The following is a 20,194-nucleotide window of genomic DNA, read 5'->3' as shown; positions in this document are numbered from 1 at the left end:
CCTCAGCCGCGGGCGGGCGGGGTGGCCGGGTCGCGGGAGACGACCTCGCCCTTCTCGTTCACCCAGCCCTTCGGCCGGGCCGGGTTGCCGGCGACGAGCTGGTACGGGGCGACGTCCCGGGTCACCACCGAGCCGGCGGCGATCATCGCGTACTCGCCGACCTCGATCCCGCAGATCAGGGTGGCGTTCGCGCCGATGGAGGCGCCCCGGCGCACCACGGTCGGGGTGATCTGCCAGTCCGGGTTCTGCGCCCGGGGCCGGAAGTCGTTGGTGAACACGGCGCACGGGCCGACGAAGACCTCGTCCTCCAGGGTCACCCCCTGGTACACCGAGACGTTGTTCTGGACCTTACAGAGGTCCCCGATCACCACGTTGCTGTCGACGTAGACGTTGCGGCCGATCACGCAGCCGCCGCCGATCCGGGCGGTGGACCGGACGTGGGCCAGGTGCCAGACCTTCGTGCCGTCCCCGATCCGGGCGCCCTCCTCGACGTCGGCGGACGGGTGCACGAAGACCTGGTCGGTTCCTTGGCTCATGAGCTCCACTCACAGTGTTCGCAGGGCGCGGGGCGCGCCGGTGTGACGCACGTCCGGCGGCCGGCGGGACGGACCCCGCCCGGCGTCGTCGCGCGTGCTCGGTCACCGCGGTCCCGGCGGGACGCCAGGGAGCACCACGGCAGCCGGAAGCATAACCGGCGGCCCCGCCCACTCCGGACGCTTACCCGGACGGCCGCCCCTGCGGAGTGTCCCTGCGGTACGCGGGCGGCTGGCCGCCCCACCGGCCGTCCCACCACCGCCGGTGCGCGCCCCGGTCGCCGACCACCTGCCCGGTGCCGTGGCGACCGGGGTGTCGCCGGGCCAGCCGGTCTGGCACCATTCGCTGACCGGGGGCTCAACGGTGGAGGGGGTGCGGGTGCGGGTCCTGCTGGTGGAGGACGACCGCCGGGTGGCGGCGGCCCTGTCGTCGGCGTTGGGCCGGCGGGGCTACCAGGTCGAGCACGCCGCGACCGTGGCGGCGGCCCTGGCCGCCGCGCCGTGCGACCTGGTGCTGCTCGACCTGACCCTGCCGGACGGGGACGGCACCGAACTGTGCCGGGAACTGCGGCGGCGCAGCGCGCAGATCGGCATCATCGCGGTCACCGCCCGGGGCGAGGAGCGGGACCGGGTGCTCGGGCTCCGCCTCGGCGCGGACGACTACGTGGTGAAGCCCTTCTCCATGGTCGAGTTGCAGGCGCGCATCGAGGCGGTGCTGCGCCGGGCCGCCCGGGCCGCCCCGGAACCGGACCGGATCACCGCCGGTGGGCTCCGGATCGACGTGGCCGCCCGTACGGTCACCGTCGACGACCGGCCGGTCACCCTGACCCGCAAGGAGTTCGACATCCTCGTCTCGCTGGCCCGCCAGCCCGGCACGGTGGTGCCACGCGAGCGGATCCTGCTCGACGTCTGGGGCACCACCTGGGCCGACCGGCACACCGTCGAGGTGCACGTCGGGTCGTTGCGGAGCAAGTTGGGCGACTCGCGCCTGGTGGAGACCGTGCGCGGGGTCGGCTACCGGCTCCGGGGCGAGTGAGGGCCCGGTGCGCCGTCGGCTGGTCATCAGTTACCTGCTGCTGATGGCGTTGGTGCTGGTGGCGCTGGAGACCCCGCTGGCGGTGACCCTGGCCAACCGGGAGACCGACCGGGTCCGCGCGGACCGGCTCGCCGACGCCACCCGGTTCGCCTCGCTCGCCGGCCCGGCCCTGCGGGGCGGCGGCACCGGGCAGCTCGACGGCGAACTCGCCAGCTACGAGAAGCTGTACGGCATCAGCGCGGCCGTGGTCGACCGGGAACAGCGGACGGTGGCGGTCTCCGCCGGCTACCGGTCGTCGCCGGACACCGAGCTGGCGTTGCGGGTCGCGCTCTCCGGTCAGCAGTTCACCGGCACCGAGTCGGTCTGGCCCTGGGTGGACGGGCCGATCGTGGTGGCGGTGCCGATCAACGACGGCGGCGAGGTGCTGGGTTCGGTGGTCACCACCAGCCCGGTCGACGCGGTCCGCCGCGCGGTCACCACCTGGTGGCTCGCGCTCGCGGTGATCGGGCTGCTCGCCGTGCTGGCCTGCGTGCTGACCGCGTTCGGGCTGGCCGGTTGGGTGCTGCGCCCGGTGATCGAGTTGGATGCGGTGACCCACGAGATCGCCGAGGGGGACCGCACCGCCCGGGTGCAGCACCGGCTCGGCCCGCCGGAGCTGCGTCGTCTCGCCGCCGGCTTCAACCACATGGCCGACGTGGTCTCCGACGTGATGGACCGCCAGCGGGCCTTCGTCGCGCACGCCAGTCACCAGCTCCGCAACCCGCTCACCGCGCTGCGGCTGCGGGTGGAGGAGCTGGGGCCGAGCCTGACCGACGCGGAGGGGCGGGCCGAGCACCGGCTCGCCCTGGAGGAGACCGACCGGCTGGCCCAGGTGCTCGACGCGTTGCTCACCCTGGCCCGCGCGGAGCGGGAGGAGAACCGGCTGGTCACCGTCGACGCGGTGGCGGTGGCCGCCTCCCGGGTGACCGCGTGGGAGCCGCTGGCCCGCCGCCGGGCGGTCACGCTGCGTCTGACCGCCGCCTCCGCCCCCCGGTACGCCCTCACCGTGCCGACCGCCATCGACCAGGCCCTGGACGCGTTGATCGACAACGCGGTGAAGTTCAGCGGTCCCGGCGGCGCGGTGACGGTGGACGTCGAGCCGGACGGGGACGGGGTGACCGTGGTGGTCCGCGACACCGGTCCGGGCATGACCGACAGCCAGCTCGAACAGGCGACCGAACGGTTCTGGCGGGCCCCGGACGCCCAGAACGTCGAGGGGGCCGGGCTCGGACTGACCATCGTGGCCGTGCTGGTGGACGCCTCCGGTGGGCATCTCACCATGCGCCGGGGCGAGCCCCGGGGCCTGGTCGCGGAACTGTGGTTCCCGGCCGCGCCGACCGGCGACGGCCACCCGACCGGCGACGGCCACCCGACGGGCGACGGCCAGCCGGCGGGGGAGGGGGCGCCGACCGGGGACGGCCTGCCGGACGTCGAGGGCCGACCGGGCCCCCGGAAACCTGCGGCTACCTGAGCCTGCCCTTCGGGCCCGGCTGGAGGCTCGGTCAGGGCTTGTTCTCGCGGTACCAGGCGGCGGCGCCCGGATGCAGGGGCAACGGGACGGTGGCGATGGCCGAACGGGCACTCATCCGGCCGGCGGCCGGATGCGCGGCGGCCAGTTCCTCCCGGCGTTCCATCAGCAGCCGGGTCACCTCCCGTACCAGCGCCTCCGGCACGTCCGCCCCGACCACCAGGTAGTTCGGGTTCGCCACCGTGGTCACCGGGTCCGCGCCGTACGCCGAGCTGGGGATGTCCCGGGAGACGTAGACCTCCCGGTGGCTGCGGCGCAGCGGCTCGGTCCACTCGCCCAGGTCGACCAGACGGATGCCGGTGGCGCCGGCGAGCTGCTCGATCGCCCGTACCGGCAGGCCGCCGGAGAAGAAGAACGCGTCGAGCCGTCCCTCCCGCAGGGCGGACACCGAGTCGTCCAGGCCGAGCCGTTCCCGCCGCACCACGCCGCCGTCCAGCCCCGCCACGTCGAGCAGCCGGCCGGCGGTGATCCCGGTGCCGGAGCCGGGGGCACCCACCGACACCCGCCGGCCGCGCAGGTCCGCCAGGGTCCGGACCGGCGACCCGGCGGTGGTGACCAGGTGCAGCAGGTCGTCGTAGACCCGGGCCACCGCCACCACGCCGGGGTGGGCGTTCGGGGCCCCGGAGAGGACGTCGGCCTGGGTGAAACCGAGCTCCGCCGAGCCGGTCGCGACCAGGTGGACGTTCTCCGCCGACGCGGCGGTCACCACCACGCTGGCCTGCACCCCGGGCAGTTCCCGGTTCAGGATTGTCGCCAGCGACTCGCCGAAGGCGTGGTAGACGGCGGTGGGGCTGCCGGTGGCGATCCGGATGCGGATCGGCTCGACGGTCTCGTCGCGGCAGGCGGCCAACGCCGGCATGGCCGCACCGACCAGCACGGCCAGTAGCGCGAGGGCGACGGCCGGCCGCCGACCGGAGGTGGAGGGCACGCCGTTCACAGGCAGCACTCTGCGCCGGGACACCCCCGGTTGGCAACCCACCGCCGCGTTCGGCACTGCCGTCAGGGCGGCTCCCGGTCGCCGGGCGCCACCTCGACGGCGGCCGGCGGGGCCAGCGCCGGGGCCGCTAGGACGCGTCCCCGGCCTGGGTGGGGTGCAGGCTGGCGCTCTCCAGGATCCGGTTGCGGTCCGCCCCGTCGGCGACGCTCACCACGAAGCAGCCGGCTCCGGGGCGGAGCGTGGCCGGAACCTCCAGCAGGGCGGCGCCCCGGACCAGGACGGCGGCCAGCTCCCGGTCGGTGAGACGCACCCCGAGGATGTGCCGGCGGACGTGCCGGCCACCGGCCAGCAGGGCGGACCGCCAGGCGGCGGTGGCCAGCCGGGACCGCCACACCCGCCGGGCCGCCGACGCGCCGGGCACCGGCCCGCCGAGCAGTTCCCGCCGGCCCTGCCGCCACCCGCTGTCGAGCAACGTCGTGTACGCGGCCTGGCCCGACGCGGGCACCCGCAGCCGGTGCAGCTCGAAGCGGCGGCGCAACCCGCCGACGGTGATCTCGTGTTCGACCGGGACGCCGAGCCGGCCGAGCAACTGCCGCATGCGCAGCGCGGCGTCCTCACGGTTGAACTCGACGGTGCTCCGGTACGGCTCACCGGGATGCCGGCCCCGGGGGCCCGCCGGCAGGGGCATGCAGCGCAGCAGGCAGGCAACCTCGAAGGCGTCGGCCACGGTCGGCCAGTCCAGCGGCGGCGGGTGCGCCGTGGTCCGGGGCCGGTCGAGCAGGGTGGTTTCCATCGGGGACCGCTCCTCCACTCGTCGGGGTATCCCTACCGTGGACGGTGCGGGGCCCGCGCGGTACCGATCGGCGCAAGCCTTGAGCAAAATTTGCGTTGCCGTGCGTCCGGACGGACCCGTCGAGGACCGGGCCGGCTCCCGGGACACCGCCGGTCAGAGCCGGGTGACCACCACGTCGACGCGGCGCGTCCGGCCAGGCGCGTCCGGCTCCTCCTCCAGCACCGTGTACTTCAGGTCGCGCAGCGCGGTCAGCAACTCGTCCGTGTCGCGCGGGCGGATCCCGGCGGTGAGCAGGTCACGGACCAGCCGGCCCTTGGTCGCCTTGTTGAAGTGGCTCACCACGGAACGGGTCACCACCCCGTCGACCTCCCGCTCGTGCAGCACCCGCACGGTCACCGTCCGTCGGGCCAGGTCGCCCCGGGGCGTCCAGGTCGCGGCGTACGCGGCGGAGCGCAGGTCGAGGATCGGGCCGTCGGCCGCCGTCGACTCCATCACCGGTGCCAGCGCCCGCTTCCAGTACGCGCCCAGCGCCCCCGGGCCGGGCAGGGTCAGCGGCATCGGGCACCGGTACGGCGGGATGCGGTCGGTGAGGCGTACCGCGCCCCAGAGCCCGGAGGCGACCAGCACCTGCCGGCGGGCCGCCCGCAGGGCCGGCGCGGGGAGCGTGGCCAGGTCCAGCGCCTCGTAGAGCACCCCGGTGTAGAGCGCCGCCGCCGGGGCGGTGGCGGCCCGGCGCAGCCGCGCGTTCCGGGCGATGTCCTCCCGCTGGGCGCTGGTGAGCACCACCTCCCGCGCGACGTCGGTGTCCGGCGTGGTGGCGACGGCGACCAGCGCGTCCAGCACCCGTTCCCGGGCCGGGTTCAGCTCGGGCAGGCTGAGGCGGGTCAGGTCGAGCCGCCGCCCGGCGCGGACGTCGGCCTTGCGCTCGGAGGGCGGCAACAGGATGAGCATCGGAAGGCACCCCTTGCGGGCCGGTGGGACGCTGGCCGGGCGAGCCTATCCGGGCGCCCACCGGCGGCGACGGACAGCGGCGCACCGGGGCGCCTGTGCGTGGCAGCGGACAACGCGGCGCACCGACGCGACGGTCACCCGGGCGCTCACCGCCAGGGACGCACCGCGGTGGCCGGGTGGTACACCCGGTAGTCGCCGACCTCGGTGACCGTGGCCGGGATGCCGTCTGCGGCGAGCAGTTCGGTCAGCCGCCGCTCGGCCGCCGAGCCGGCCCGCAGCACGTACCCGGGCCGCTCGGCGCGCGCCACCGCCCGCCAGTACGCCGGATAGCGGTTCTGCCCCGGGTGCAGCCGGTCGTCGAGCACCCCGCAGAGCACCTCCTCGGCGGTGGTGAAGGTCAGCCGGTGGCAGGTCCAGTAGTCGCCGTACACGTGGTGGGGACCGCTGCCGCGCAGCACCTCGGCGATCCGGCGGGCCTGCCGTTCCTCGGCGCGGATGTCGGCGGTGCCGACCGCGAACAGGCCGGTCGCCACCAGTGCGGTGGCGGCCAGCGCGGCCAGTACGGCGGTGGCGGTGGCCCCGGCGAGCCGTCCGACCGCCCCCGTGGTGCCCCGCCAGCAGCCCACCGCCGCCACCCACAGCGGCCAGAGCACCGCCGGCAGCGACAGTTGGAGCACCGACAGGTACCGGGCGCTGGCCAGTGGGTCGGCGGCGGCCAGCGGGCTGCGCACGTACCCGACGAGGGTCAACGCCGCCCCGGCGACCAGGGCGAGCCGCACGACCGGCCGGACCGGATGGGTGGCCCGGCGGCGCAGCGCGGCCAGCGCGAGCCCGGCGGCGAGCGCGAGCAGCACCGGGTAGAGCAGGCCGAACCACTCCTGCCAGCGGGCGCAGCCCCCGGCCGGGCAGAGCCCGCTGGCCAGCGGCACCCCCTCGGTGAACCCGCCGACGACCCGGCCGACCAGCGGGCCGGGGGGACCGCCGGTCGCGTCGACCTGGCGGAACACCGAGAGCGAGTCCTGCCCCGGCGGGGCGGTGAGGTTGTCCCAGAGCATCGGGAACACCCCGACGGCGAAACCGGCCGCCAGCAGCACCGCCGCCCACCCGAACAGCTCCCGGCGCAGCGCGTACACCAGGGCCAGGCCGGCCACCGCCAGGTACGGCACGATCAGCCAGTCCGACCAGGTGGCCACCCCGGCCAGCAGCCCGAACAGGCCCACGGCGAGCCGGCGGTGCCGGACCGTGCGCTCGGCGAGCCCGACCACGAGCAGCAGCATGGCCGCCACCGCCACCTTCACCTCGGGCCGCCCACCCACCGCGGTCATCTGGTCCCGGACCACCCGTTCCGTGCCGAGCGCCAGCAGACCGACCACCAGCACCGCGAACCAGGGCGAGAAGACCCGCCGGGTCAACCGGTACATCAGCCAGACGAACAGGGCGTAGAGCGCCAGCAGGGGCAGCCGCAGCGCCGTCCAGGACGGCCCGGCCACGGCGACCAGCGGCGCGGCCAGGTACGACTCCAGCACCCCCATGTACCGCTGCCCGTAGAGGAAGACCGGGTGCGCGCGGCCCTGTGCGACGTGCAACGCGACCAGACCGAAGGTCGCCTCGTCGCTGTTGCCGGCGGGGACGGTGTGCAGAATCAGCACCAGTCGGTAGACCACCCCGGCGGCGCCGAGCAGCAGGGCGACCAGCGCCGGCCGGTCCAGCGCCGGAACCCACCGTCGTACGCCTCGCGCCATCGCCGAACGCCCCCGTCGCCGCCCTGCGACGGAAAGTGTTTCACGCCCGCCGGGGCGGGGGAGGCGGATCGGCGCAGGTGGCAGAGTTGTTGATCGCTCGCGTGGCCGTGTCCCGGCGGGTGTGGCAGGGTGGCAGCGTGTCCACGCCACCCGCCGGCCAGCTCGCCGTACCCGCCCTGCACCGCGCCGCCCGGATCGAAGACGCCGTGCACCGGTTGGTGGAACGCCGGCTGCGCCGCACCGGCTGGCAGACCAACATCATCGCCTACACCGGGTACGGCGCCCCGGGCTGGGTGCGGGTGATGTGCCGGGTGCTGCTCGGCCGGGCGGACAACCGCAAGCGGGGGCGGCTGGAGAAGGTGCGCGGCTGGCGCAGCTTCGCCACCCTGCCGGCGAAGCGGGTGACCGTCACGATCGAGGCCGGGGGAGTCCGCCACGAGGCGTGTGCCGACCGCAGCGGCTTCATCAACACGGTGGTCGAGGCCGACCTGCCCCCGGGGTGGGGGTCGGTACGGCTGAGCATGCCGGACGCCGAGCCGGTGGAGGCGCCGGTGCGCATCCTCGACCCGCAGGTCCGGTTCGGCATCATCTCCGACATCGACGACACGGTGATGGTCACCGCGCTGCCCCGACCGCTGCTCGCCGCGTGGAACACCTTCGTCCTCGACGAGCACGCCCGCACCGCCGTGCCCGGCATGGCGGTGCTCTACGAACGCCTGGTCACCGCGCACCCCGGCGCGCCGGTCTTCTACCTCTCCACCGGCGCGTGGAACGTCGCGCCGACACTGACCCGGTTCCTCTCCCGGCACCTCTACCCGGCCGGGCCGCTGCTGCTGACCGACTGGGGGCCCACCCACGACCGGTGGTTCCGCAGCGGCATGGAGCACAAGCGGGCCACCCTGGCCCGGCTGGCGAGCGAGTTCCCCGACGTGCGGTGGCTGCTGGTCGGCGATGACGGCCAGCACGACCAGGAGATCTACCGGGAGTTCGCCGCCGGCCACCCGGCCAACGTGGCGGGCGTGGCGATCCGCCGCCTCTCGCCGACCCAGTCGGTGCTCGCGGGTACGCTCCCGGCGCCGCTGGCCGGGCACGAGTCGTCGTCCGGGCCGGTGGGGCAGAAGTGGCTCTCCGCGCCGGACGGCGCGGGGCTGTGGAAGCTGCTCCGCCAGACCGGCCTGGTCTGAGCCGAGACGGGCCGTCGGGCGAGGTTCGCTGAAGGATACTTGCGCAACCGACTCGCATAGATGAATATCTTCTTCATGGTGGCTGTGCGCATCCCGACCCTCGTCCGTACCGCGCTGGTGGCGGCGCTGCTCGTCGGCGCGGGTCTGCTCGCGCAGACGCCCCAGCCGACGTCCACGCCGACCCCCGTCGTCCCAGTGGCCGCGCAGGCGGACTGTCCCGTCGACCCGGCCACCCCGAAGCGGCAGTTCCGGGGCATGTGGATCGCCAGCGTCGCCAACGTGGACTGGCCCAGCCGCACCGGGCTCACCGTCGCCGACCAGAAGGCCGAGTACCGGTCCTGGCTCGACCTGGCCGTCCGCAACCGGATGAACGCGGTCGTCGTGCAGATCCGGCCCACCGCCGACGCGTTCTGGCCCTCGTCGTACGAGCCGTGGTCGCACTGGCTCACCGGCACCCAGGGCCGGGACCCGGGCTACGACCCCCTCGCGTTCATGGTCGCCGAGGCGCACGCCCGCAACCTGGAGTTCCACGCCTGGTTCAACCCGTACCGGGTCGCCAACCACGCCGACCTCAGCCGGCTGGTGAGCACCCACCCGGCCCGGCGCAACCCGAGCTGGGTGGAGACCTACGGGGGCCAGCTCTACTACAACCCGGGCATCCCGGCGGTACGGGCCTTCGTGCAGGACGCCATGATGGACGCGGTCAGCCGCTACGACATCGACGGCGTGCACTGGGACGACTACTTCTACCCGTACCCGGTCAGCGGGGTGAGCTTCCCCGACCAGGACACCTTCGCCCAGTACGGCGCCGGGTTCAGCAACATCAACGACTGGCGGCGCAACAACGTCAACCTGCTGGTCCAGGAGATGGGCCAGAAGATCCACGCGGCGAAGTCCTGGGTCAGCTTCGGGATCAGCCCGTTCGGCATCTGGCGCAACGCCAGCACCGACCCACTCGGCTCCCGCACCAGCGGACTCCAGTCCTACGACGCGATCTACGCCGACACCCGCCGGTGGGTCAAGCAGAACTGGGTCGACTACATCGCCCCGCAGATCTACTGGCACATCGGGCACCCCGCCGCCGACTACGCCGAACTCGTCCGCTGGTGGTCGCAGGTGACCACCGGAACGAACGTGCAACTCGTCGTCGGGCAGGCCACCTACCGCTCCGGCGCGTCCGGCCAGGACCCGGCCTGGCAGAACGCCGGCGAGCTGACCAGCCACTTCACCCTCAACCGCAGCCACCCGCAGGTGGTCGGGGACATCCACTTCAGCGCCAAGGACGTCCGCGCCAACCGGATCGGCGCGATGGCCCGGGTGGTCGCCGACCACTACAGCCGGCCGGCGCTGCTGCCCGTACCGCTGGTCCGGGGTGGGTCCGCGCCCGGCGCGCCGACCCTGAGCTCCGCGACGCGGTCCAGCGGCGGGGTCACCCTGACCTGGCAGCGTCCGACCACCGGCACCACCACCGGGTACGCGGTGTACCGCCTCCCCGGCGACGGCCCGGTGGACGCCTGCGCGCTGACCGACAGCCGGCACCTGATCGCGACCGTCCGCGCCTCCGGGGCCACCGGCACCTGGCTCGACACCACGGCGGCGGCCGGCAGCACCTACCGGTACCTGGCCACCGCGCTGCACCGGCTGCACCACGAGAGCGCGCCGAGCGCGGCCCGGACGGTGCCCGGCGACGGCTCCGGCACGTTCAGCGTGATCGTGGACAACGCCACCTCGGGCGGCTTCACCGCCAGCGCCAACTGGGGCACCTCGACGTTCCTGACCACCCGGCACGGTACGAACTACCGGTTCGCCAACCCGCAGTCGGTCAGCGACGTGGCCTGGTTCAGCGCGACGATCCCGGCGTCCGGCACCTACCGGGTGGAGGTCTGGTACCCGGCCGACCCCGGCTACAACAGCGCCACCCCGCACCTGGTGGCCACCAGCACCGGCAACGTCACGGTCACCGTCGATCAGCGCAGCGGCGGCGGCCAGTGGCGGACGTTGGGCAACTATCAGCTGGCGGCGGGCACCCGGCAGGTGGTCGGGGTGAGCCGCTGGACCGCCACCACCGGCTACGTCGTCGCCGACGCGGTACGGATCACCCGCGTCTGACCGCGACCGTGCACGCATCGTCATCGGCAATGCGCTGACCGTCAATGACTCCCTGACCGTCGGCCGGCAACCTGGTCATCACCGAGCCGCGACCCCGCTGGCCGGTTGCCTACCGTCACGGAGAAGGGATCAGGGATGTCACTGCGTATGAAGAGCGCCGCACTGGCGGCACTTCTCGTCCTCGGCAGTCTCGGCCTGTCGCCCATGCCCGCCCACGCCAGCGCGAGCGGCGGTGTCGTCCACGGCACGGGAGACTGGAGGGACGACTGGGATGACGAGGGGCCAATCTCCCAGTCGGCGTACGCCCACAGCAACGTGGCGGCGATGTGGCAGGCCATCCTCTGGGCTGACGGGAGGCTGTCGTCGACGGCGGACATCGACTGCCGGTTCGGGCCGGGTACGCACAGCGCCACGGTGGCCTGGCAGAAGGGCAACAACCTCGCAGGCGACGGCATCGTCGGCGAGAACACCCTCTTCGTCGCCAGCCTGAGCCTCTCCGGGAGTGCTGGTTCGGGCAACCGGATCACCTACGACGGCGCGTACGGCAGCCGGTACGTGACCTTCACCCGGGTCGACAACGGCCGGTGGGGGATGTACATCGGCAACGAGCTCAAGACGCTCTGGTACAACGACGCGACCTTCAGCGCGTGTAGCTGAATGCCCTGCGCGCCGAAGCTGCGGTCGATCTCCTCGTGGGTCGGCCGCAGCTCCCGTGTCCGCCCTCAGCCGGCCGTCGTGGGCGGTAGCGCGGTGTGCCGGTATTCGCCCGGCGGCGTGCCGTAGGTGGCGCGGAAGAGCCGGGCGAAGTGGGCAGTGTTGGTGAAGCCCCAGCGGCGGGCGATCGCGTGGACGGGGCGGTCGCGCAGGAACGGGTCAGCGAGGTCGCTGCGGCAGTGTTCGAGCCGAAGTTCACGGATCCGGCCGGCGACCGTCATGCCCTGGTCGTGGAAGAGCTTGTGCAGATGGCGCAGGGAAATGTGGTGCGCGGCGGCGATCATGCCGGGGGTCAGTTCGGGGTCACCGAGCCGGCGTCGGACGAAGTCGTGGATCCGGGCCTGGAGCACCCGGTGCCGACTGTCGACCGGCACGGCGGACTCGGTGTCGGTGTGGTGGGCGCAGAGGGTGGTGACCAGGTCGGCGGTGACGGTGGACAGCCGGAGGGCGTCGGCGGGCCGGTACCGGTCGGCGTGCCGGATCAGCGTGGTGAGGTAGGTGGCGAGCAGGGCCCCTACTCCGTGGTGGGCCGGCATAGGCGTGATGACGAGTTGGTCGATCAGCCTGGCGGGCAGTGGCAGCCGCGTCCGTGGAATGTTGATCAGGATGTGGGCGGCTATGTCGCCGTCATCTCCCGACACCCAGCCGCCGAGTGGCCGGGAACTGTCGTAGAGAACGAATTCGTGACCCCTGATGAGGCTTTCCCGGCCACCGGTGGCCAAGCCCAGACGACCGCTCAGGCTGAGTGACAGGTGGATCTTCTCTGGGTCGGACTGCCGGATCAGCCGCCGGTTGCGGTGGTACTTGATTGATTGGAACTCGTGGCGCATCACCTCGACCGCACCGAGGCTGACCATCCGGCATCGCGCGTGGAAATCGCTGTCGCTGTCGCGGGCGATCGCCGTGGGTATCACCGACTGTCGGGTCCATTCGCGCCACCAGTCGAAACGCTCCGCAGCGGGCACGTCCTGGCTAGTGAGATCCGAATAGATCATTTTATGAGTATAAATTGGAGGCATTGGCCAGATTGTTTTGCGAGCCTCAGCAAAATGCGGTATGTCGGAAGCTTGACAGCTGTGGAAGCTGGCGCGGTGCGTCTGAGCCGAACATGGGATTTCCGTCGTCCGACCCCATTGATCCTGCGGCAGCCGTGCGCCGCCTTCGTTGCCTCCACCCCGTCCCGCCCCTGCTACCGCGCTGATCGTGGTGGGAAACGGCCCTCAGTGGGGCCGTTTCCCACCACGGTGTGCGGGACAGCGAGGAGCAAGTCCCGAGGGCCTGCCGCGGCGTTCCGCGACCGGCCCGGGGTGTCGCCGGGCATCTTGCCGACCAGTGAGCCCTTGCCGTGTACCACCTCGTCGTGGCTGATCGGCAGTACGTAGTTCTCGCTGAAGGCGTATGCCAGGGAGAAGGTGAGCTGATGGTGGTGGTGCTGCCGGTAGACCGGGTCCTGTCACCGCCCGCTGCCGCCGCCCCTGGCGTTTGCCGTGCCCGAGAGCACGGGAGACACTCGTCCAGGTCTTAGCCGTAGACCAGGGTCCGGTCCGACCTGTCAGAAGCCGTTGATGATGATCACGGGTTCATCCTGGATCACGCTTTGTAGCTTCTTGTACTGCGGGAGATGCGCACACTCACTCGGGGGAGATCATGTTCGGGAGTCTCATCGGAGCCGTCGTTTCGCCGACGCACAGGGTCCGGGGCCGCGGCAAGCCCGGCACGTTCACCCAACGGCGGGGGAGCCGTCCGCGCACCCGCCGTCCTGCCTCGGTGGCGCTCGCCGCCGCGGCGTGCATCGCCCTGGCGGCCTGCCAGTTCTCACGGCCCGCTGAACCAGCCCTTCCATCACGTACGGTGAGCTCGTCGGAGTTCTCCGCGCTGGATGCCGCAGGCGTCGAGAGGATCCGCAGCGAGCTCCGGGCCCGGCTGGACCTGCGCAGCGGCAAGCTGACGAAGGCGGCGGTCGGGCTGACCGACAGCAGCTACGGCCCGGAGATCAACACCCGACGCGAAGGCAAGATCGCCCTGAGCATCGCCGCGCCCAAGGGAACGATCGAAGCCCGCACAGACCGCATCCGCTTCAACACCACCGACGCCCGTCCCGACTTCAGCCAGGTGACCTACTTCCTGACTGCGTCATCGGCCGACGAGTTCTTCGCGCTGATCCGCGACGGAGTGCAGAAGTACGGAATCGACAGCGACCCCGCCGAGGGCTGGATCAGTTCGGCGAGCGCCGATCCGAGAATGCGGAGCGACTTCTCCATCACCAGCGGCACCAGCACAGGACTTGAGGTGAACTACGACCTGCGCTTCGACGGCAGCAAGGACACCCAGGTGATCATCGTGCACATTCTGCCGGCGGAATAGCCGGCCAGGGGCCAGACGATGACGGTGCGAAGCCCTTCCGGGTCTCGCACCGTCATCGTTCACGCGGGTGTATTGCTGACGCTTCGACTCATCAGCCGGTCGGGCGGAGCCAGATCGCGCCGAGTGGGGGGACCTGGAGGGCGGCAGACGCGGGCAACCCGTGCCAGGGGACGGACTCCGCTCGTACCGTGCCGAGGTTGCCGACACCGGACCCGCCGTAGTGGTGGGCGTCGGTGTTGATGATCTCCGTCCAGGTGCCGCCGGCTGGCAGGCCGATCCGGTAGTCGTGCAGCGGGCGGGCGGAGAAGTTGACCACGCAGACCAGGGTGGAGCCGTCCGGGGCGATCCGGATGAAGGAGGCGGTGTTGTTGGCGACGTCGTCTCCGGCGATCCAGCGGAAGCCGGCCGGCTCGGTGTCCTGCGCCCAGAGTGCCGGGGTGTCCCGGTAGACCGTGTTCAGGTCCTTGACCAGTCGTTGCACGCCGGCCCGCGCGGGGTCGTGCAGGAGGTACCAGTCGAGGCCGCGTTCCTCGCTCCACTCCCGTTCGTCGCCCAGTTCGCAGCCCATGAAGAGGAGCTGCTTGCCGGGGTGTGCCCACATGTACGCCAGCAGCGCGCGTACGTTGGCCAGTTTCTGCCAGGTGTCGCCGGGCATCTTGCCGACCAGTGAGCCCTTGCCGTGCACCACCTCGTCGTGGCTGATCGGCAGCACGTAGTTCTCGCTGAAGGCGTACGCGAGCGAGAAGGTCAGCTGATGGTGGTGGTGCTGCCGGTAGACCGGGTCCTTCGAGGTGTAGAGCAGGGTGTCGTGCATCCAGCCCATGTTCCACTTGAACCCGTAGCCGAGCCCGTTGTCGCTGGTCGGTCGGGTCACGCCGGGCCAGGCGGTGGACTCCTCTGCGATCATCACCACCCCGGCGTGGTGCTTGTAGACGGTGGCGTTGACCTCCTGCATGAAGGCGATCGCCTCCAGGTTCTCCCGGCCGCCGTACCTGTTGGGCTCCCACTGCCCCTCGCCGCGCGAGTAGTCCAGGTAGAGCATGGACGCCACCGCGTCGACCCGCAGCCCGTCGACGTGGAACTCGTCGAGCCAGTAGAGCGCGTTGGCGACCAGGAAGTTGCGCACCTCGCGGCGGCCGAAGTCGAAGACGTACGTGCCCCAGTCGGGGTGCTCGCCGCGACGCGGGTCGGGGTGCTCGTAGAGCGGGGTGCCGTCGAACCGGGCGAGGGCCCACTCGTCCTTGGGGAAGTGGGCCGGCACCCAGTCCAGCAGCACGCCGACCCCGGCGTTGTGCAGGGTGTCGACCAGGTGGCGGAACTCGTCCGGGTCACCGAACCGGGACGTCGGGGCGTAGTAGCCGGTGACCTGGTAGCCCCAGGAACCACCGAACGGGTGCTCCATCACCGGCAGGAACTCCACGTGCGTGAAGCCCAGGTCGGTGACGTACGCCGTCAACTGCTCGGCCAGTTCCCGGTAGCCGAGGCCGGGCCGCCAGGAACCGAGGTGCACCTCGTACACGCTCATCGGCTCCTGGTGCGGCTGCCGCTTCGCCCGGCGCTCCAGCCAGGCCGCGTCGGTCCACACGTACGTCGAGCGGTGCACCACCGAGGCGGTGGCCGGCGGCACCTCGGCGTACGCGGCCATCGGGTCGGCCTTGTCCCGCCAGTGCCCGTCGGCACCGAGGATGCGGTACTTGTACCGCTGCCCGACGCCTGCCCCGGGGACGAACAGCTCCCACACGCCGCTCGACCCGAGCGAGCGCATCGGCCAGCCGTCGTCCGGGCCCCAGCCGGTGAACTCGCCGACCAGCCGGACCCCCTTGGCGTTCGGGGCCCACACCGCGAACGCCACCCCGGCGTCGGTGACCCGCGCGCCGAGCGCCTCCCAGAGCCGCTCGTGCCGGCCCTCGCCGATCAGGTGCAGGTCCAGCTCACCCAGGGTGGGGGCATGGCGGTACGGGTCGTCGTGCGCGATGCCGTCCACCTCGACCCGGTAGTCGAGCACCGTGCCCGGGACGGTCGCCTCGAACACGCCCACGTCGTGCACCCGGCGCATCGGGTGCCGTGCCCCGTCGGCCAGCAGGGTCACCTCCGCCGCGCCCCGGCGCAGGGTCCGGATGGTGGTGCGCCCGTCGGCGGGGTGCGCGCCCAGCACGGCGTGCGGATCGTGGGCCACACCGGCGATCAACTGGTCCATTCCACATCCTTGTCAGCGGGGGCGACCGGTGCGGTGCCGCCGGAGAGATCGTCCGGAACCGCCTCGACGGTCAGCTCGGTGGGGGCGGTGGGGGAGGTCGGCGTGGGCTCGACGGGAGCGGGACGCCGCACTGTGAACACGTGCGCGGGTTGCAGGAACGGGTCGAGCCGGACGGCGTTGCGCTGCCCCCACTCGTACGTGGCCCCGGTCAGCTCGTCGTGCACGGTGAAGCGGTCGTGCCAGTCGAGGCCGAGGGCGGGCATGTCCAGGGTGGTGTTGCCCCACTGCACGCTCCGCGAGTCGAACGAGCAGACCACCAGCACGGTGTTCCCGGTGTCCGGGTCGCGTTTCGACCAGCAGAGCAGCGTCGGGTTGTCGATCTCGTGGAAGACCAGGTTGCGGAGCTGGTGCAGGGCCGGGTTCTCCTGACGGACCCGGTTGAGCGTGGCGATGAACGGCGCGAGCGACCGGCCCTGCGCCTGCGCGCCGGCCCAGTCCCGGGGCCGCAGCTCGAACTTCTCGTTGTCGAGGTACTCCTCCGCGCCGGGACGGGCCTCGTGCTCGAACAGCTCGTAGCCGGCGTACATGCCCCAGGAGGGGGAGAGCAGGCTCGCCAGCACCGCCCGGATCTTGAACATCGGCGGGCCGCCGTGCTGCAACGTCTCGTGCAGGATGTCCGGGGTGTTGGGCCAGAAGTTCGGCCGCATCCAGTCGACCGAGGCGACCAGCTCCTCGCAGTACTCCCGCATCTCGGCCGGCGTCGTCCGCCAGGTGAAGTACGTGTACGACTGGGTGAAACCGATCTTGCCGAGTCCGTGCATCATCGCCGGCCGGGTGAACGCCTCGGCGAGGAAGAGCACGTCCGGGTCGGCCTTCTTCACCTCGGCGATCAGCCAGTACCAGAAGTCGACCGGCTTGGTGTGCGGGTTGTCGACCCGGAAGATCTTCACGCCCTCGCCGACCCAGTGCAGCACCACCCGCAGGATCTCCGCCCGGATGCCCTCCGGGTCGTTGTCGAAGTTCAGCGGGTAGATGTCCTGGTACTTCTTCGGCGGGTTCTCCGCGTACGCGATCGTGCCGTCGGCCCGGGTGGTGAACCACTCCGGGTGCTCGGTCACCCACGGGTGGTCCGGCGCGCACTGCAACGCCAGGTCCATCGCCACCTCCAGGCCCACGTCGGCGGCGGCGGCGATGAAGTCGCGGAAGTCCTCCGGCGTACCCAGGTCGGGGTGGAGGGCGTCGTGGCCGCCCTCGGCCGCGCCGATCGCCCACGGCGAGCCGACGTCGTCCGGGCCGGCGACCAGGGTGTTGTTCCGACCCTTGCGGTTGACCCGGCCGATCGGGTGGATCGGCGGCAGGTAGAGCACGTCGAAGCCCATCGCGGCGACCCCGGGCAGCCGCTCCATCGCGGTCACGAAGGTGCCGGACTGGGCGGGCGCGTCGACCGTCGCCGGGATCGCCCCCTCGGAGCGGGGGAAGAACTCGTACCAGGCGGAGAAGAGCGCGCGGGGCCGGTCCACCCAGAGGGCGTACTCGTCGGCCGGGGTGACCAGCTCGCGGACCGGATGCTCCCAGAGCAGCTCGGCCAGCTCCAGGGCCGGGGCCACCCGGCGCGGCACCGGCAGCTCCTCGTCGCGCAGCGCCGCAGCGGCGGCCCGGATCCGGTCGCGCTCGTTTCGTGGTACGGCGGTCGCGGCGGCGTCGAGCACCCGGGCTCCCTCGGCCAGGTCGTTCGCCAGGTCCTCGGCCCCCTGCCCGGCGGCGATCTTCTTCGTCACCGCGTTCTGCCAGGTCAGGTACGGGTCGGCGAACGCCTCGACGGTGAACGTCCAGCGGCCGACCGCGTCCGGGCGGATGGTGGCGTGCCAGCGGTCCTGCCCCGGCTCGCCGGGACGCATCCGCACCGCCGGGCGCTCCCGCCCGTCGGGGCCCTGCCAGCGCACCGCGCAGCCCAGCGCGTCGTGCCCCTCCCGGTACGCGCGGGCGGACACCGGCACCACCTCGCCGACGACCGCCTTGGCCGGGTAGCGACCGCAGGCCACCGAGGGGGTGATGTCTTCGATCGGGAACCGTCCAGTCACCCCGTCAACCTACTGCGCGAGATCCCTTCGCGCTCGGCCGAGCGCTCCTGTCGTCGACTTGCGTGGCCACCGGTACGGCAGGACGCGCCAGGTCGTACCCCGGCGGGCTCTCTCGATCACCAGATCCGGAGCGTTCGTGACCTCGGGCTGGCCGCGTTGCGGCATCCGGTGTCGGACCCGCTCGCTAGCATCGCCGCGAGCGTCAACGGGAGGGAAGCGTCGTGGCACAGGAAGACGTCACCACGTTCGTCGACAGGGACCTGCGGGGCGCGTGGTTCAACAGGTCGACGTTGGCCGGCGCGGTGATGCGCGGCGTCGACGTGCGCGGGCTCGACATCGATGCGCCGTGGCTGGCGGACGGCCCATTGCTGATCAACGGGGTCGACGTCGTGCCGCTCGTCGAGGTCGAACTCAACCGGCGGTTTCCCGGGCGCGAGCTGCGGCACGCCGAGGATCCCGACGGCCTGCGTACGGCGTGGGCGGCGCTCGAACGGGCCTGGGAGGCTGCGGTCGACCGGGTCGAGTCCATGCCCGAGGGCGCTGCCGACGTCACGGTCGGTGGCGAGTGGTCGTTCGCGCAGACCCTGCGGCACCTCGTGTTCGCCACCGACGCATGGCTCGGAAAGGCGATCCTGCGCCTGCCGCAGCCCTTCCATCCGCTCGGGCAGCCGCACGCCGAGTACGAGACGGATGGATACGACATGTCGATTTTTGCCGCCGGGCGGCCGAGTCTCGCCGAGGTGCTCGATCTGCGTGCCGGGCGGCAGGCCATGGTCCGGGATTTCCTCGCGGGCGTCACGCCGGAGCTGCTCGCCGAGCCTCGGCCGACCGCGTGGTCACCCGACCACGAGGAGCCGGTCCTGCACTGTCTCCACGTGATCCTCGATGAGGAGTGGGAGCACCTTCGCTTCACGCTACGCGACCTCGACGCTCAGGAGCACGGCCTGGCGTGAATGTGCTCCAAGGCGGCCGTCACTCGTATCCCATGGCCGGGATGACCGTGCCGAGTGCTTCTTCGACGAACTTGCGGGTTTCGCCGTCGAACTGGTGGCTGCGGTTCGTCAGCCGGTGCGACTGGAACGTCGAAGGGGTGGCGAAGTCGTCGACGTCGAGCCGCTCGAACAGGGCACGGCGCTGCCCGGGCCAGTCGGCTGCGAGATCTTCCGCTTTCACCTCGATGTATCGCCTGCCCGTCAGGTCGACCGTGTTCTTCCAGGTCAGCCATCGGTGGTAGATCGGCTTGAGGTAGGCGAGCGCGCCGTCGACGGTGGACGGTGCCCACGGCTGGGCCAGGTGGGACGCGAGCACTGAGACCGGGTGACGCTTGATGTGCACGATGGTCGCCTCGGGGACCAGTTCCCAGAGGAAGTCCATGCACAGCAGGTTGAACGGTGTCTTCTCGCACCAGGTCGGCTTGCCCGCGTCGGCGGCTGCTCCGCCGAACAGGGTGTCGACCATGCCACGGAGGATCCCGAGCAGTTCGCCCCGGTCGCCGAAATGCCGGGGAACCACCCGCCGACGGCTCGAACGGCCCGGCCGGCCGGTCGGCGTTCCCGAAGCCCTCCGCGGGCGCAGGCTCGTCGTACGTGTACGCGATCAGCTGCGGCCAGAGCTGGTGCACCGCGTCCCGGTAGCGCTCCTCGCCGACCAGCTCGGGAACGGTCTTGCCACGATCGTCTCGCCGGCCGGGCACCCTTACGGTGAGAACGTCGCCCAGCCGGTGCAGGGCGTCCTCACCGACGGTGGGGTCGTATCGATCGGTGAGCGCGTCGGTCAGGTCCCGCAGGCCACCCGGGTCGACGAGAAACCTGGTCTCCATGGGAATCCGATGGATCAGCGGATGCTCGCCGATGATGTTGGCGATCCGTGACGTTCCCGAACGACCCGTACCCGCGACGAAGACCGGTGAGGGGGTAGGCATGGCGAGCAGTCAAACTCGCCGTCCGGCGCCTGGGCAAGCCATATCCCCTTCGTAGGCCTCTGAAG

17 protein-coding genes are annotated in these 20,194 nt (G+C 72.1%); 8 read left to right on the top strand and 9 right to left on the bottom strand.

Annotated features, from left to right (window positions below):
* Window positions 1–2 precede the first annotated feature (2 nt).
* Entirely contained in the window at window positions 3–536 is a 534-nt protein-coding gene (locus GA0070618_RS00535) for an acyltransferase (protein ID WP_088979857.1), read from the bottom strand.
* 376 nt (window positions 537–912) lie between these two features.
* Here GA0070618_RS00535 and GA0070618_RS00530 point away from each other — a divergent pair, with 376 nt between their 5' ends.
* Both GA0070618_RS00530 and GA0070618_RS00525 read left to right on the top strand, forming a co-directional pair.
* Window positions 913–1,569: a response regulator transcription factor gene (locus GA0070618_RS00530; RefSeq protein WP_088985182.1), complete on the top strand. Its 657-nt coding sequence runs from the start codon at window positions 913–915 to the stop codon at window positions 1,567–1,569.
* Window positions 1,570–1,576: 7 nt separating this feature from the next.
* Window positions 1,577–3,079 (top strand): sensor histidine kinase, encoded by a 1,503-nt coding sequence (locus GA0070618_RS00525; RefSeq protein WP_088979856.1) that lies wholly within the window; start codon window positions 1,577–1,579, stop codon window positions 3,077–3,079.
* A 31-nt stretch (window positions 3,080–3,110) separates the two neighbouring features.
* On the opposite strand, the gene GA0070618_RS00520 is transcribed toward GA0070618_RS00525, so the two are convergent.
* The 4 genes from GA0070618_RS00520 to GA0070618_RS00505 form a co-directional block, all read right to left on the bottom strand.
* Entirely contained in the window at window positions 3,111–4,064 is a 954-nt protein-coding gene (locus tag GA0070618_RS00520; protein ID WP_414467591.1) for a TAXI family TRAP transporter solute-binding subunit, read from the bottom strand.
* Window positions 4,065–4,200: 136 nt separating this feature from the next.
* Window positions 4,201–4,866: a hypothetical protein gene (locus tag GA0070618_RS00515; RefSeq protein WP_088985180.1), complete on the bottom strand. Its 666-nt coding sequence runs from the start codon at window positions 4,864–4,866 to the stop codon at window positions 4,201–4,203.
* A gap of 153 nt (window positions 4,867–5,019) precedes the next feature.
* Window positions 5,020–5,817 carry a peroxide stress protein YaaA gene (yaaA, locus tag GA0070618_RS00510; protein WP_088979855.1) on the bottom strand — a complete coding sequence of 266 codons (798 nt, stop codon included), beginning with the start codon at window positions 5,815–5,817 and terminating at the stop codon, window positions 5,020–5,022.
* Between the two features lie 146 nt (window positions 5,818–5,963).
* The gene (locus tag GA0070618_RS00505; protein WP_088979854.1) at window positions 5,964–7,559 is read right to left on the bottom strand and encodes an ArnT family glycosyltransferase; all 1,596 of its coding nucleotides are present in this window, start codon (window positions 7,557–7,559) and stop codon (window positions 5,964–5,966) included.
* A gap of 137 nt (window positions 7,560–7,696) precedes the next feature.
* Between GA0070618_RS00505 and GA0070618_RS00500 the strand changes: the two genes are divergently transcribed.
* The 3 genes from GA0070618_RS00500 (at window position 7,697) to GA0070618_RS00490 (ending at window position 11,509) form a co-directional block, all read left to right on the top strand.
* Entirely contained in the window at window positions 7,697–8,743 is a 1,047-nt protein-coding gene (locus GA0070618_RS00500; protein WP_088985179.1) for an App1 family protein, read from the top strand.
* Between the two features lie 60 nt (window positions 8,744–8,803).
* Complete coding sequence (locus tag GA0070618_RS00495; protein WP_231931551.1) at window positions 8,804–10,852, top strand: family 10 glycosylhydrolase; 2,049 nt, start codon at window positions 8,804–8,806, stop codon at window positions 10,850–10,852.
* Between the two features lie 135 nt (window positions 10,853–10,987).
* Window positions 10,988–11,509 carry a peptidoglycan-binding domain-containing protein gene (locus tag GA0070618_RS00490; protein ID WP_143740293.1) on the top strand — a complete coding sequence of 174 codons (522 nt, stop codon included), beginning with the start codon at window positions 10,988–10,990 and terminating at the stop codon, window positions 11,507–11,509.
* Window positions 11,510–11,574: 65 nt separating this feature from the next.
* Here GA0070618_RS00490 and GA0070618_RS00485 read toward each other — a convergent pair whose 3' ends face one another.
* Complete coding sequence (locus tag GA0070618_RS00485) at window positions 11,575–12,561, bottom strand: AraC-like ligand-binding domain-containing protein (protein WP_170107842.1); 987 nt, start codon at window positions 12,559–12,561, stop codon at window positions 11,575–11,577.
* A 772-nt stretch (window positions 12,562–13,333) separates the two neighbouring features.
* Between GA0070618_RS00485 and GA0070618_RS00480 the strand changes: the two genes are divergently transcribed.
* A complete protein-coding gene (locus tag GA0070618_RS00480) occupies window positions 13,334–13,930 on the top strand; it encodes a hypothetical protein (protein ID WP_088979851.1) in 597 nt (198 codons plus the stop codon).
* A gap of 91 nt (window positions 13,931–14,021) precedes the next feature.
* On the opposite strand, the gene glgB is transcribed toward GA0070618_RS00480, so the two are convergent.
* The gene (gene glgB, locus GA0070618_RS00475; RefSeq protein ID WP_088979850.1) at window positions 14,022–16,127 is read right to left on the bottom strand and encodes a 1,4-alpha-glucan branching protein GlgB; all 2,106 of its coding nucleotides are present in this window, start codon (window positions 16,125–16,127) and stop codon (window positions 14,022–14,024) included.
* Window positions 16,115–18,208, bottom strand: coding sequence for an alpha-1,4-glucan--maltose-1-phosphate maltosyltransferase (locus tag GA0070618_RS00470; RefSeq protein WP_088979849.1), 2,094 nt, complete (start codon window positions 18,206–18,208; stop codon window positions 16,115–16,117). The genes glgB and GA0070618_RS00470 overlap by 13 nt, the downstream gene beginning before the upstream one ends.
* 290 nt (window positions 18,209–18,498) lie before the next feature.
* Here GA0070618_RS00470 and GA0070618_RS00465 point away from each other — a divergent pair, with 290 nt between their 5' ends.
* On the top strand, window positions 18,499–19,161 hold the full coding sequence (locus GA0070618_RS00465; RefSeq protein WP_197701708.1) for a DinB family protein: 663 nt from the start codon (window positions 18,499–18,501) through the stop codon (window positions 19,159–19,161).
* 19 nt (window positions 19,162–19,180) lie between these two features.
* Here GA0070618_RS00465 and GA0070618_RS34455 read toward each other — a convergent pair whose 3' ends face one another.
* Window positions 19,181–19,666, bottom strand: coding sequence for a sulfotransferase family protein (locus GA0070618_RS34455; protein WP_231931550.1), 486 nt, complete (start codon window positions 19,664–19,666; stop codon window positions 19,181–19,183).
* Here GA0070618_RS34455 and GA0070618_RS34450 point away from each other — a divergent pair.
* A complete protein-coding gene (locus GA0070618_RS34450) occupies window positions 19,665–20,078 on the top strand; it encodes a hypothetical protein (protein WP_231931549.1) in 414 nt (137 codons plus the stop codon). The two genes, GA0070618_RS34455 and GA0070618_RS34450, sit on opposite strands and share 2 nt — an antisense overlap.
* Window positions 20,079–20,194 lie beyond the last annotated feature (116 nt).

Origin of the sequence: Micromonospora echinospora, from assembly GCF_900091495.1 — a bacterium.
Taxonomy (GTDB): Bacteria; Actinomycetota; Actinomycetes; order Mycobacteriales; family Micromonosporaceae; genus Micromonospora; species Micromonospora echinospora.
The sequence above is the reverse complement of the archived record's forward strand: the minus strand, read 5'-3'. Positions and strand labels throughout refer to the sequence as shown.

Coding starts and splice junctions, on each gene's coding strand:
- GA0070618_RS00535 (WP_088979857.1), bottom strand. CDS start 536: ATGAGCCAAGGAACCGACCAGGTCTTCGTGCACCCGTCCGCCGACGTC.
- GA0070618_RS00515 (WP_088985180.1), bottom strand. CDS start 4,866: ATGGAAACCACCCTGCTCGACCGGCCCCGGACCACGGCGCACCCGCCG.
- yaaA (WP_088979855.1), bottom strand. CDS start 5,817: ATGCTCATCCTGTTGCCGCCCTCCGAGCGCAAGGCCGACGTCCGCGCC.
- GA0070618_RS00505 (WP_088979854.1), bottom strand. CDS start 7,559: ATGGCGCGAGGCGTACGACGGTGGGTTCCGGCGCTGGACCGGCCGGCG.
- GA0070618_RS00495 (WP_231931551.1), top strand. CDS start 8,804: ATGAATATCTTCTTCATGGTGGCTGTGCGCATCCCGACCCTCGTCCGT.
- GA0070618_RS00490 (WP_143740293.1), top strand. CDS start 10,988: ATGTCACTGCGTATGAAGAGCGCCGCACTGGCGGCACTTCTCGTCCTC.
- GA0070618_RS00485 (WP_170107842.1), bottom strand. CDS start 12,561: ATGATCTATTCGGATCTCACTAGCCAGGACGTGCCCGCTGCGGAGCGT.
- glgB (WP_088979850.1), bottom strand. CDS start 16,127: ATGGACCAGTTGATCGCCGGTGTGGCCCACGATCCGCACGCCGTGCTG.
- GA0070618_RS34450 (WP_231931549.1), top strand. CDS start 19,665: ATGCCACGGAGGATCCCGAGCAGTTCGCCCCGGTCGCCGAAATGCCGG.
- GA0070618_RS34455 (WP_231931550.1), bottom strand. CDS start 19,666: ATGGTCGACACCCTGTTCGGCGGAGCAGCCGCCGACGCGGGCAAGCCG.